The organism is Hyphomicrobium sp. CS1GBMeth3, assembly GCF_900117455.1.
In the GTDB taxonomy this organism is placed as follows: Bacteria; Pseudomonadota; Alphaproteobacteria; order Rhizobiales; family Hyphomicrobiaceae; genus Hyphomicrobium_C.
The window spans coordinates 460,624-473,142 of sequence record NZ_FPHO01000002.1; the positions used below are offsets into that span (position 1 = coordinate 460,624).

Annotated in this window: 10 protein-coding genes; 5 read left to right on the forward strand and 5 right to left on the reverse strand. The window is 64.0% G+C overall.

Annotation, left to right across the window (positions count from 1 at the left end):
• Window positions 1-5: 5 nt before the first annotated feature.
• From CS1GBM3_RS02210 to CS1GBM3_RS19710, 4 genes are all read right to left on the reverse strand, one after another.
• Window positions 6-1,358, reverse strand: coding sequence for an HlyD family type I secretion periplasmic adaptor subunit (locus CS1GBM3_RS02210; RefSeq protein ID WP_139247738.1), 1,353 nt, complete (start codon window positions 1,356-1,358; stop codon window positions 6-8).
• 27 nt (window positions 1,359-1,385) lie between these two features.
• Entirely contained in the window at window positions 1,386-3,317 is a 1,932-nt protein-coding gene (locus CS1GBM3_RS02215) for a type I secretion system permease/ATPase (protein ID WP_244534525.1), read from the reverse strand.
• Window positions 3,318-3,344: 27 nt separating this feature from the next.
• Window positions 3,345-4,532, reverse strand: coding sequence for a hypothetical protein (locus CS1GBM3_RS02220; RefSeq protein WP_072390800.1), 1,188 nt, complete (start codon window positions 4,530-4,532; stop codon window positions 3,345-3,347).
• A gap of 193 nt (window positions 4,533-4,725) precedes the next feature.
• The gene (locus CS1GBM3_RS19710; protein ID WP_072390803.1) at window positions 4,726-5,967 is read right to left on the reverse strand and encodes an autotransporter outer membrane beta-barrel domain-containing protein; all 1,242 of its coding nucleotides are present in this window, start codon (window positions 5,965-5,967) and stop codon (window positions 4,726-4,728) included.
• Window positions 5,968-6,934: 967 nt separating this feature from the next.
• Here CS1GBM3_RS19710 and CS1GBM3_RS02230 point away from each other — a divergent pair.
• The 4 genes from CS1GBM3_RS02230 to CS1GBM3_RS02245 all read left to right on the forward strand — a co-directional run bounded on the left by CS1GBM3_RS02230 (window position 6,935) and on the right by CS1GBM3_RS02245 (window position 11,229).
• On the forward strand, window positions 6,935-8,740 hold the full coding sequence (locus CS1GBM3_RS02230; protein WP_072390806.1) for a PHA/PHB synthase family protein: 1,806 nt from the start codon (window positions 6,935-6,937) through the stop codon (window positions 8,738-8,740).
• A gap of 167 nt (window positions 8,741-8,907) precedes the next feature.
• The gene (locus tag CS1GBM3_RS02235) at window positions 8,908-9,381 is read left to right on the forward strand and encodes a hypothetical protein (RefSeq protein WP_072390809.1); all 474 of its coding nucleotides are present in this window, start codon (window positions 8,908-8,910) and stop codon (window positions 9,379-9,381) included.
• A gap of 91 nt (window positions 9,382-9,472) precedes the next feature.
• Entirely contained in the window at window positions 9,473-10,756 is a 1,284-nt protein-coding gene (locus CS1GBM3_RS02240) for an SDR family oxidoreductase (RefSeq protein WP_072390812.1), read from the forward strand.
• Window positions 10,756-11,229 carry a DUF2269 family protein gene (locus CS1GBM3_RS02245; protein WP_072390815.1) on the forward strand — a complete coding sequence of 158 codons (474 nt, stop codon included), beginning with the start codon at window positions 10,756-10,758 and terminating at the stop codon, window positions 11,227-11,229. The genes CS1GBM3_RS02240 and CS1GBM3_RS02245 overlap by 1 nt, the downstream gene beginning before the upstream one ends.
• An 11-nt stretch (window positions 11,230-11,240) precedes the next feature.
• On the opposite strand, the gene CS1GBM3_RS02250 is transcribed toward CS1GBM3_RS02245, so the two are convergent.
• Window positions 11,241-11,690 carry a CBS domain-containing protein gene (locus CS1GBM3_RS02250; protein WP_072390818.1) on the reverse strand — a complete coding sequence of 150 codons (450 nt, stop codon included), beginning with the start codon at window positions 11,688-11,690 and terminating at the stop codon, window positions 11,241-11,243.
• 236 nt (window positions 11,691-11,926) lie between these two features.
• Between CS1GBM3_RS02250 and CS1GBM3_RS02255 the strand changes: the two genes are divergently transcribed.
• Window positions 11,927-12,511: an HPF/RaiA family ribosome-associated protein gene (locus CS1GBM3_RS02255; RefSeq protein ID WP_072390821.1), complete on the forward strand. Its 585-nt coding sequence runs from the start codon at window positions 11,927-11,929 to the stop codon at window positions 12,509-12,511.
• Window positions 12,512-12,519: the final 8 nt, after the last annotated feature.

Below are 12,519 nucleotides of genomic sequence, written 5' to 3' on the forward strand. Positions count from 1 at the left end.
CCTTCCTACGTCTCCCGGAACGCGCGCGCGAAGCTGTCGAATACCGGACGCATGATGTAGTCGAAGAAGGTGCGTTCCTCGGTCTTGATGAACAGGTCGGCCGGCATGCCCGGAGTCGGCTTGAAGCCGGGCAACATGCTGGCGGAGGATGCGGTGTCGAGCTTGACGCGTACGACAAACGACGGCCCGCTCCGCGACGTCGAGGCCCTTGCGCTGGCGCCCTCGTTCTCTGTGATCGAGTCTGGAGAGAGGTAGATGACCTGGCCGGGCAGCATGGGCGTGATGCGCTGATTGAGCGCGGAGAGGCGCACCATGGCATCCTGGCCGTTGTGAACGTGGGCGATCTCGCGCGGGCTGATGTGCGCCTCGATCAGGAGGTCCTCGTTCATCGGCAGGAGCTCGAGGATCACGGCGCCGGGCGCGATGACGCCTCCGGATGTGTTGAAGTTCAGCTTGACCACGGCGCCTTCGACGGGCGAACGCACCTCGATGCGGTTGACGACATCTTCCGCGGCGCGCAGCTGCTCGGAGATATCGTCGAGCTCGGTTTCGGTCTGGCGCAACTCTTCCACGGCCTTCTGCACGGCCGCCGAGTGCAGCGATACCATCTGCTGCTGGGCGCGGGCGATGCGCTCGTGGGCGTCGGCGATGCGGCCGGAAAGCTCTCCAAGCTCGCCGACGAGTGCTGCCTCGGCGCGCTGGATCGCGAGCATGTCCGTCTTGCGTGCGAGCTGGCGCGCGAGGAGTTCGGCCTTGTCGCGCAACTCTTCCTTGAAGAGCTTCAGGCGGCTCTCGGCGGATTGCACTTGTGCTTCGTAGCCACGGATGCCCTCGCGCAGGCCGCCGATCTCTTTCTGCAGCACGTCCTGCTCGGCACTGAGCTTCGTGCGCCGGGCCTGAAGCTCCACCTTCTGACGCGACATCACGTCAGCCAGCTCTCTGTTGGCGCTGGCGTGTTTGAGCTCGTCGGGAAAGTTGATCTCGGGCGAGTCGTCGATCTCGGCTTCGAGGCGGGCGCGGATCGCAAGCAGCCGCGAGTGGCGGACCGACAGGCGCGTTAAGCGCGTGCGGGCAGCCGTTTCGTCGAGACGCAGAAGCACTTGTCCCTTTTGGACAAGTTCGCCCTCGCGGACCAGCACCTCCTCGACGATGCCGCCTTCGAGATGCTGCACGTGCTTGTTCTGTCCGGTGGCGACGAACGATCCCGAGGCGACGACAGCGCCCTCGAGCGGAGCGTAGAGTGCCCAGGCGCCAAAACCCATGCTGAGGACGGCGAGAATGCCGCCGCCCCAAAGCACAAGCTTCTTATTCGATCGCGGTACCTCGTGGTGCCACTGGTCTAGGCTCGGTAGTTCCATCGACATATGTTTCCGCCCCCCGGACCATCATGAAGGATTGTGCGTCGTCTGCGCCGTGTGCGGCGGTTGCGGTGTCGCTCCCGCACTGCCGCCGGAAGCGGTCGCGCCGCTGGCTCGGACCAGGCGATGCAGCACTTCGCTCGGCGGGCCGAACGCTTCCATGCGTCCGCTGCGCAGAATGAGAACCTTGTCGACGAGATTGAGCAGCGCCGGGCGTTGCGTGATGACGACGATTGTCACCCCGTCGGCCTTGGCACGCTTCATCGTTTCGGCAAGCGCCTGCTCGCCGACGGCATCGAGATTGGAGTTTGGCTCGTCCAGGACCACGAGCGCCGGATCGCCGAAGAAGGCGCGGGCGAGAGCGACGCGCTGCTTCTGGCCGCCCGAGAGCGGCGCGCCGTTGCGGTCGAGCACGGTCTCATAGCCATTCGTCAGGTGCGTGATCATGTCATGCACGTTGGCGAACTTCGCGGCGCGTAGGACGTCGGTATCGGGAAGATCCGATCGCATGCGGCACACGTTCTCGCGGATCGTGCCCGGGAACAGTTCCACCTCTTGCGGCAGGTAGCCGGTGAACTCTCCGAACTGGCGGCGATCCCAGTTGCGCAGCTCGGTGCCGTCGAGACGGATTTTGCCGGCGGTTGGGAACAAGCAACCGACCAGGATACGCGCCAGCGTCGATTTGCCGGAGCCGGACGGGCCGACGATGGCGAGCGTCTCGCCGGGGCGCAGCTCAAAGCTGATGCCGTTCAGCACGGGCTCCTTGCTTCCGGCGCAGAGGTAGAGAACCTTGTCGACGGTCAGACGGCCTTCGGGCTTCGGCAACTTGAGGCGCGGCTTGTGCGCCTCGATCGCTTCGACGGTCGCCTTGACCTTTCCATAGGCCTGACGGGCCTGAATGAGGCTGCGCCAGCCTTCGATCATGCCCTCGAGGGGCTGCAGAGCGCGCCCGGCAATGATCGCCGCAGCGATCATCATTCCGCCCGTCAGCTGGCCGTTGAGCGCGAGATAGGCGCCGACGCCGAGCATCAGGATCTGCGTCACGAGGCGCACGAACTTCGAGCTGCCGCTGATCCAGACGTTGCGCTCCTGACCATCGAGCTGCGCTTTCAGCGCCTCGGCCTGCGTGCGCCCCCAGTGCAGGATGCTCTCGTTCATCATGCCCATGGCGTTGATGACCTGGGCGTTGCGGGCGAGCGCGTCGGCGTTGGCGTCGGCCTGTGCGGCGTGGGAGCCTGCAGATGCGAGCGGCTTGGCTGTCGCGCTGCGGTTGACCAGCGCGATGGCGAACAGCAGGGCGCCGGCGACAAGGCAGAGCGTGCCGAGCATCGGATGGATGAGGAAAATCACCAGGAAGTAGAGTGGCGCCAACGGCGCGTCGAACAACAGCAGCATCGTCGGGCTGGACAGGAACCCGCGCACCTGATGCAGGTTGCGTAGTGGCTGCACGTTGCCACCTTCGCCGGTTGGTGCGCTGCCAATGACGCTGGCGAGCACCGGGCCGGCGAGGATGGCCTCCATCTTCATGGAGAGACGGCCCAGCATCTGGCGCCGGATGATGTCGAGCAGCGAGAGAATGCCGATCAAGCCGAGTGCGAGGCCCGACAGCATCAGCAACGTATCGAAACTGTGGCTGGTGAGAACGCGGTCGGAAATCTGGAACAGGTAGATCGGCATCGTCATCATCAGGATGTTGACGAAGCCCGAGAACAGCCCAACGATGATGAATGTCCGCTTGGCGGCGTGCTTCCACTCCGCCAGCGGATTGCGGGCCGGCGTGGGCGTGGAGGTTTTGACCTCTGACGCGACCGTGCCGTTGAGGGTGAGCTTGCGCAAGGCGGATCCACGCAACGCGTCAGAGTAACGACCCAACGTGGCGCTGACGCGCGCGATGGTATCGTCGATGATGGCGCCGATGGTCCGAGGTGCCGCCTGCTGAATTGCCGAATGCTCGGTCACGAAAACTCTCCCCTCAAAGTCTTCGAGTTATGAAAAGAGCTCGCCCAGTCCGCCCTTAAGCTCGCTCAACGGACTGGTCAGACCGAAGGCCAGGTTTTCGACCGGGCCGTGATCGCCTTCCGTGAGATCGCCAAGGCCATCGAATAGCGTGTCGGCGACTGAGACGACGCTCGAGACGACGTTTCCGACCGGCGCGACAATGTCGGACTGCAGGGCGACGCCCAGGTCCGTGTGGATGCCGTTCTCGCTGTAGGGGCTGGTGAGGATGTTCGAAACCGTTCCGGTGACGGCCGGAATGACGCCGGAGCCGACGGCGTCGCCGAGTGCCGGGAAGATGTCCGCAGCCTCAGAGAGTGTGTCCGTTACGACGTCGACCGTGCCTGTCAGCGTGCTCGTCACGGTATCCAGCGTCGGCGAGATGACGTTGTCCAATGCGTTCGTGACCTCGGCGAGGACCGGGCCGACCAATGGGAGCGAGGCTGTCGTGGTATGAAGCACGTCGAAGAGCACGTCGACCGTCTCTTCGACAGTCGCGACGAGTGTGTCGACCGTTACGTCGACGAGATCGCTGACCGCGATAACCGTGTCGCCTACGACGTCGAGAAGCTGTTCCGCGGTGGCGCCGACTCCGTCCACGATGTCGAGGACCGGCTTGGTTATGGTGACCACGGTTTCTACAACCGTCTCGACGATCGTTTCGATCGGATTGCTTCCTACGCTCGGGATCGTGGGGATGACCGGCTCCGGGACGTCGGTCGATGCGTCGGCGTTGGCGGCAGCTTGCGCGTTTCCGTTGCTGGTGCCTTCGGTGAGCGATCGAGCGCCTGCCTCAAAGCCGTTCGCTGCAACGTCGACGGCATCGAAGCCGGGCGGTTGCGCGCCGGGCGCGGTGTTCGCTTGAACAGTGTTTGCGGCATTGCCGGCGCCGTTTTCTTCCGTGCTCGCCGAGGCTTGCAGGTTAACGGGGGCACCCCGCGCGCCGGCTGTGGCGCTGTCGGCTGCGTCGCTAGTGCCGGTGTCGTCCGTTTGGGCAGCCGCTGCCGCCCCCGATACGAACTGTTGGGCGACGACCATTTGGGCGAGGAAGAAGGAGCGGGTCAGGAAGCTCCACAGGCCACGGTGCCGGTTGAGGCGAGAGGAATCGGCCGGGCCGTCCTGTGTGGTCTTGGTGCTGGAGCTGGCGTCTATACCGACCAGTTCGAGGATGTCGCGCATCAAAGTGCTCCCAATGAAGATTGGAGGATTTGCTCAAGCTCCTGCGACCGAAATCGGTACTGCTAATTAAAGCAGTATTTATGCTGATTGATTCAGCCAGCAGTATTGAGGTGTATCCTTATGGAACCGTAAATACCGTTCGGGAAAACCTGGCCCGCCTGAGCATATGGCGGGCCGGGTTTCGCTTTGTGCCTCAAGCGGCGTCGGCCAAGTCCACCGTGTTGAACAGGTCGAGCTCGTTCAGGAGACTGCCGAGGTTGCCGATCGGCAGAATGTTGCCCACGCCCTCGGGGCTCAGCAGCGCGCCGACGTTGCCAAGGTCGAGATCCAGACCACCGAGGATGTCACCGCCGAGCTGGCCGAGATTGGCGATGAGCCCGGTAACATCGGTATCGGTGATCTCTGCAACCAGATTGCCGACGTTGGCGACGAGGTCTCCGCCGAGGTCGAGATTGCCGAGCGCGAGGCCGGTGACGTCGGAGACGTCGAGGCTGGTGAGCGCGCCGACCAGGTTCGTGCCGACATCCGCGTCGAGCACGGAAGTCAGGTTGCTCAAGAGGTTGCCGGTCGGGGCGATGTCGAGGATGCCCGTCACCGGAGCGACGATCTGATCGACGACGGAAAGGTCGCTGAGAAGATTTCCGGCGAACGTTGCGTCGAGGACATCTGTTACCGGAGCCACGATCTGATCAACGACCGCAATATCGCTGACCGCGGTCGTGACCGTGTCGAGCACGTTCACGTCGAGCAGATCGGTCACGGGTGCAACGATGTTGGCCACGTCGAGCACGTCGGTGATATTGCCCACGTCGAGCAGGTCGGTGACGTTCGCGACATCGAGGAGGTCCGTCACGGGCGCAACGATGCTGCCGATGTTTGCTACATCCAGAACGTCGGTGATGTTGCCCACGTCGAGGATATCGGTGATCGGGGCGACGAGATTTGCGACGTTCACTCCGTTCAGCACCTTGGTGACGTCGAGCACGTCCGTGACGTTCAGGAAGTCGGAGACGTTTCCGACGTCGAGCAGGTCGGACAGCACGCCGGTCGCGTTGAGATCGAGCACATCGCTCAACACCGACAAGTCGCCAACGTTGCTCAGCACGTCGCCGACGAGCTGGACCGGCGAAGCGATGTTCTGTGACAGGATGTTGATCGGCAGGATGTCGCCGATGGTATTGATCACGCCGAGATCGATGCCGCCGAGATCGAACGTCGGGCTGACCTCGACCGACGGGCTGACGTCGATATCGTTCCCGTTCAGCAGGCCGCCATCGAGGATGGAGTTGCCGTTCAGGATGTTGCTCAGGATCGAGTTGCCGCTGAGCAGGGTGTTGCCGCTCAGGATATCTCCGAGGTTCAGGTTCAACGAGTCGTTCAAGACATTGTTGAGGATGTTGAGGTTCAGCAGGCTGCCGTTGTCAGGGCACGTCATCGTGGGGCACTCCGGTTCGGGTTCAGGGCAAGGCGGCGGCGGAGGAGGCGGAGGCTCGGGGCACTCACACTCCTCCGGCGGAGGGGGCGGAGGAGGAGGCGGTTCGGGGCACTCTTCCTCCGGCGGCGGCGGGGGCGGCGGTTCGGGGCACTCTTCCTCCGGCGGCGGTGGCGGCGGCGGTTCGGGGCACTCGCACTCCGGCGGCGGGGGAGGGGGCGGTGGTTCCGGACACTCGGGCGGTGGCCTCTTTCCGCGATAAGCCATTTCGTGTTCCTTTCATCCTGTGGTTTGCGCCGTGTGCAGATGAGAGCGATGAGACAGCTTTTCCTCGCGCTTTCGGACACGCCGCCGGGCGACGGTGAAGGATCCGTTAAGTTCGGAATACCTTCGAATTCTCAGTCGCTTGCGGGCGATGATTTGATTTGACGCCTTAATTTTGGCTTGTGGTGCACCCTGTCAGATTTGACAGCGGGGCAGCGCTCGCTGCGCGATTTCGGGCGCCCCATGCTCAGAAACAGGCGAAATACCAGGGCTTTCGAACCTGGGGCGGGACGTACGCGCAGAAGAGTAACGCGCCGCTGTAGTTTCCTACAGGCCGCGTGGTCAGGGGTCGGTAACCGCTCTGGCGCAGTCTCCGTCGTGCGTTGCGGTCATGCGCAGCGCGACCCTTCGCTTAGCGACTGCGGCTCACCCGGTCTGCTCCCCCCACTGTGGTGAGCCGCAACTTTTTCGATCCGGGCCCAGGCATACCCGGGTTTGCGCGGCGCTCCGCCAAGTCCCTTAAATCTTTTATCCTATTGATGGAAATCAACGTCCCTGCGCCTGCGGATGCTAGGCGTCGTGGCGTTGCTTTAATGCTTGGCTTTGGCGGGCTCCGGCGCCTCGCCGCCGGTTGGTCACCATCGCGTTCGACGGAACTTTCGGCGCGCGGCAGGCCTGACGCATCGTCTGGCGAGAGGATATCTTCATGACCATCGCTCCAGCCGCAGCGCTCGCGCCTACCAAAGAGCGTCCCACGGCGCCTCCTCCGCGGCGCGAGGACACTCTTGGCACAGAGGCGTTTCGCGCCATCGATCGCATGCGCGAGGCGCTGACGGGGCAGTTTTCCGGCGGCATCTCACCGGCCGCGCTGGCGCTCGCCATGTTCGATTGGTCGATCCATCTCGCTTCCGCGCCGGGCAAGCGCATGGAGCTCGTCGACAAGGCGGTGCGCAAGGCGACGCGTCTTGCCCTGCATTGCTCCGCCGCATGCCTCCAGGGGCACCCCGCTCCCTGTATCGAGGCGCTGCCGGGCGATGATCGCTTCCGCGCCCAGGGCTGGCAGAAGCCGCCGTTCAGCTTTCTGGCGCAGGCCTTTTTGCTCAATCAGCAGTGGTGGCACAATGTGACCCACGAGGTGCCCGGCGTCATGCCCCATCACGAGCAGGTGGTGGCGTTCATGGTGCGGCAGATGCTGGACATGATGTCGCCGACCAATGTTCCCTTTGTGAATCCGGAAGTGATCGAAAAGACGCTGCAGACCGGCGGCGCGAACTTCCTTCAAGGGTTTCAGAATTGGGTCGAGGACGTGAACCGTATCACCACGGGCCAACCGCCGGTGGGTGCGGAGACGTTTATCGTCGGAAAGGACGTGGCGGCGACGCCCGGCAAGGTCGTATACCGCAATCATCTGATCGAGCTGATCCAGTACGCGCCAACCACGGAGACGGTGCTGGCCGAGCCAGTGCTGATCGTGCCGGCTTGGATCATGAAGTACTACATCCTCGATCTCTCGCCGCACAATTCGCTGGTGCGCTACTTGGTGAGCCAGGGGCGCACGGTGTTCTGCATCTCCTGGCGCAATCCCGAAGCCGAGGATCGCGATCTCACCATGGACGATTACCGTCGCATGGGCGTCATGGCGGCGCTCGATGCGGTCGGCGCCATCGTTCCCGAGCGCAAGATCCACGCAACGGGGTATTGCCTTGGCGGCACGCTGCTTTCGATCGCGGCCGCAGCCATGGCGCGCGCCGGCGATGACCGTTTGAGTTCGCTCACGCTGTTTGCGGCACAGACCGATTTCACCGAGCCGGGTGAGCTGGCTCTGTTCATCGATCACAGCCAGCTGCACTTCCTCGACAGCATGATGTGGAACCGCGGCTACCTCTCGGCCGACCAAATGGCCGGCGCGTTCCAGCTGCTACGCTCCAACGATCTCATCTGGTCGCGCCTCGTGCGCGATTACCTGCTGGGAGAGCGTACGCAAATGATCGATCTCATGGCCTGGAACGCCGACTCCACGCGCATGCCCTACCGCATGCACGCCGAGTATCTGAGGCGCCTCTACCTCGGCAACGAGCTGGCTGCCGGTCTCTTCATGGTGGATGGGCGCCCGGCAGCGCTGCAGAATATTCGCGTGCCGATCTTCGCCGTGGGAACCGAGCGGGACCATGTCGCGCCTTGGCGGTCCGTCTACAAAATCCACCAGCTCGCGGATGCCGATGTGACGTTCGTGCTCACGAGCGGTGGCCACAATGCGGGCATCGTCAGCGAGCCTGGTCACAAGGGCCGCTTTTTCCGCGTGGCGACGAAGAGGGCGGATGACGTTTATCTCGGTCCCGATGAGTGGATGGAATTGGTCTCGCCGCAAAATGGCTCGTGGTGGCTCGAGTGGACGCAGTGGCTGGCGGACAACTCGTCGGTGCAGCGCATCACGCCGCCTGGGCTTGGTGCGCGCGAGAAGGGCTATCCACCGGTGGCCAACGCGCCTGGGTCCTACGTTCTCCAGCGCTGAGCGCAGTTCTCGATGGGAATGCGCAATTACATTCAATCGTCCTGATTACGTATTGTTCCCTCGTTTGCGCTGATCCGCAGTGGTCGAGGGGGGCGGCGCGGTGTGCGCAAAGCGGGCACGGGAACGCATTGGGGCTTGCCTCCGTTGACTGGCAAGGAGGCCCTCTCATGTCCCTCGAAGCCTTCATGATCGACGCGCTCAAGCAGGCCACCGAAATGGCTGCGCGGGAAGGCGTAGTGAGACCGACGTTCGTCATCGCGTCCGCTGAAGGCGTTTATACGCTTGTCAGCCACGCTGAGGGCGCCCCCCACTGGGAGGAGGATCAGGTCCTGCATGTCGTGTCGGCTCTGCTGAGGTGGAGCATGACGCGGGCCTTCGTCGTGACCTGTGAGCATGAGGATCCCTCGCGCATCGCCGTTTACGTCGTCACGGCCGATGAGGCCGAAGGTTTTTCGGTCAGTCTGGACAAGCGGCCGTTGCGGTTTGGCGACGTCCAGATCACGAAGGCGCCGCCGGACATCCGCCGGCTCCGCGCGCTGATCCCCCCGCCGGTGTCCAGACTCTCTCCCGACGATGTCCTGGATCTCGAGGAAGCGTTCGGGATGGAGCTCGAGGAGTGCCGCCCTTACTACGTGAGCTGATGGCGTATCCGGCGGGCGCTCACATAGGCGGTGTGGTTGAGCGCATCCGCTGCTTGGGCTATCTGCTGAGGCTCGCAGTAGGGGGACGCACGTGCGCATTCTCGTGACAGGCGCGACCGGCCTCATCGGATCGGCCATTCTCGCGCGACTGGCCAGCGACGGTCACAAGACAATTGCCTTGGTGCACAGCGACGCGGACCGGCCGTTGGCGGCCAGCGAGGTCGTCGCGCTCGATTTCGCGCAGGCCGAGGAGGGGGATTGGCTGGGTGTCGTTGCCCACGTCGACGCCGTCGTCAATTGCGTGGGTGTCTTCCAGGACAGCGCACGGGATTCCACCAAGGCTGTGCACGTCGACGGTGCCACCCGGCTGTTCTCCGCGTGCGCGCGGGCCGGGGTCCGGCGCGTCATCCATGTGTCGGCGATGGGAGTAGACAGCGCGACGCCGACGGTATTCTCGCGTACCAAGCGCGTCGGCGACGAGGCGCTCATGGCGACATCGCTCGACTGGGTGATCCTGCGCCCGTCGGTTGTGGTCGGTAAGGCAGCTTACGGTGGCAGCGCGCTGTTCCGCGGCCTTGCGGCGTTGCCGGTCCTCCCGCGCCTTAGCAACGCCGGGCGATTGCAGGTCGTTCAGGTCGAGGATCTTGTCGAGACGGTCGTTTTCATGCTGTCGCCCGAGGCGCCGAAGCGGGTCACGCTCGAGATCGGAGGTCCGGAGGCACTCCAGCTCGAAGAGGTCGTCGCGTCCTACCGGCGCTGGTTCGGCTGGAGCGCGCAGTCGGTGTTGCCGGTGCCGGATTGGATGACGGCGCTCGTTTCTCGCGCTGGGGACTTCGCGGGTTGGCTTGGTTGGCGGGCGCCCGTCCGCAGCACGGCGCAGGCCGAGATGGCGCGGGGCGCCACCGGTGACACGCAGCCTTGGCAAACGCTAACCGGCATTCGGCCGCGTTCGCTTACCGACGCCTTGGTGGCGACGCCGGTGTCCGTGCAGGAGCGCTGGTTCGCGCAGCTCTATGTTCTGAAGCCGCTGGTGTTTGGCGTGCTGTCGCTGTTCTGGCTTGGAACGGGGCTCATCTCGCTGGGGCCTGGCTGGGAGATCGGCATGGGGCACATGCGGGCGGGCGGTGCGGAGGGTATGGGGCCGCTAGCCATCATCACAGGCGGGCTTGCAGATGTCGCGATTGGCATCGGCATCGCGTTCCGGCGCACGGCGCGGATCGCGCTCTATGCCGGGATCGGCATCTCCCTCGCCTATGCCTTCATCGGCACATTGCTTTTGCCGGGCATGTGGGCCGATCCGTTGGGGCCGATGCTCAAGATCTGGCCGATCATCGTGCTGATGGTCGTCGCACTCGCGATCCGCGGAGATCGCTGATGACCACCTATCTCGTGCTCAAGTACCTGCACCTGATGGGCGCGGCGGTGTTGCTTGGAACCGGCGCTGGCATTGCCTTCTTCATGCTGCTCGCGCATCTCACGGGGCAAGCCAGGACCGTCGCCGATGTGGCGCGGATGGTCGTCACGGCGGACTTCGTGTTCACGGCGACGGCCGTTGTGGTGCAGCCGATTACAGGCGTGCTGCTGGCGCGCGAGGTCGGCTACTCGCTTCTCGAGGGCTGGATCGTACTGTCCATCATCCTCTATCTCGTGACCGGTGCGTTCTGGTTGCCCGTGGTCTGGATGCAGATGCGCATGCGCGATCTCGCAATCGCTGCGGCGGACAGCGGCACTCCGCTCCCCGAGGCGTACCATCGCCTGTTCTGGCTCTGGTTTGCCTTCGGGTTTCCCGCGTTCGCGGCCGTGCTTGGCATCTATTGGCTCATGATAGCGCGTCCGCAACTCTTTTAGCGCCTCTCCGGTCAGACGGCGTGGGAGTCGGCTGACTGTGAATGCGCGCCGCCCGGGCGCGAAATTCCGGCCAGGGCTTCGTTGGCCGAGCCGTTCTCTCTCGAAAGTGCCAGGTCACCGAGCGACAGGATGCCCACGAGGCGTTTGTTGCGGTCGATAACCGGCAGGCGGCGGATCTGCTGATCGCCCATGTTGCGTGCCGCGTTGTCAATTTCCTCGTGATCGAAGCAATATTTGATGTCGGAGGACATCACCTCGCGCACGCGCGTGTCGGGGCCTTTGCCTTCGGCAACTGCGCGGATCGCGATGTCCCGGTCGGTGATCATACCGACCAGACGGTCGTTTTCTCCCACGGGGATTGCGCCGCAGTCGATGTCCGCCATGACCTTGGCGGCGTGCGCGATCGTATGCTCGGGATTTGCCACAAAGACGTCGTTCGTCATCGCATCGCGTACTTTCATTGTCGTCTCCCTTTCTCCTGTGCTTTGCTGTCGAAGCGGGGGGCGCGTATCGAACGCGCGACGCCGCGTGCAGTCCTCCCGAAAACCTCTCTACACCGGGAACGATTGCGCGGAATCTGGGTTCCAGCGCGCGCCCCACCGTCGCACGCGCACTGTCTGCGCTTCCGGGAACAGGCAACACAGCGAAGCGTTGCCATATGGCAGTCCTTTGATTTCATTGAGAGAGGTCGCTTCCCGTGCAAAGACCCCTGCAAATCTCCTACAAAAATCTCGACAGCTCGCCGACGCTCGATGCGCTGATCCAGGAACGGGCGGCGGCGCTCGAACGCATCCATCCGCGTATCGTCGGGTGCCGCGTGGTGGTGGACGTGCCGCATCGCGGTGCGGAGAGCGCCAAGGTGCCGATCGGCATCTCGGTCGAGGTGGACGTGCCGAACCGCGGTCTGATCGTCGGTAAGGACGTGCAGGAGCGGCGTGAGGCCAAGCAGGACCACATGGCGGCAGTTAACCGGGCCTTCGAGGCTGTCGAGCGTCAGCTCGAGCGCATCAGCGGTTTGCAGCACAATGGCGACGCGCGGCGTCACGCGTCCGCCGGCCAGAGCGGGATGATCGTCAGCCTGTTTCCGGAGCAGAACTACGGCTTTATCGAGATCGATAACTCCACGGAGCTCTACTTCACGCGCAACGCCGTGGTCAGCGGCAATTTCGACGACCTCGAGGTCGGCATGATGGTGCAGGTAACGCCGGCAACGCAGGAGGGGCCGATGGGCCCGCAGGCCAGCTCCGTGCGGCTCGCCGAGAAACTTCGGACCCCCGCATAGGCGGGGCG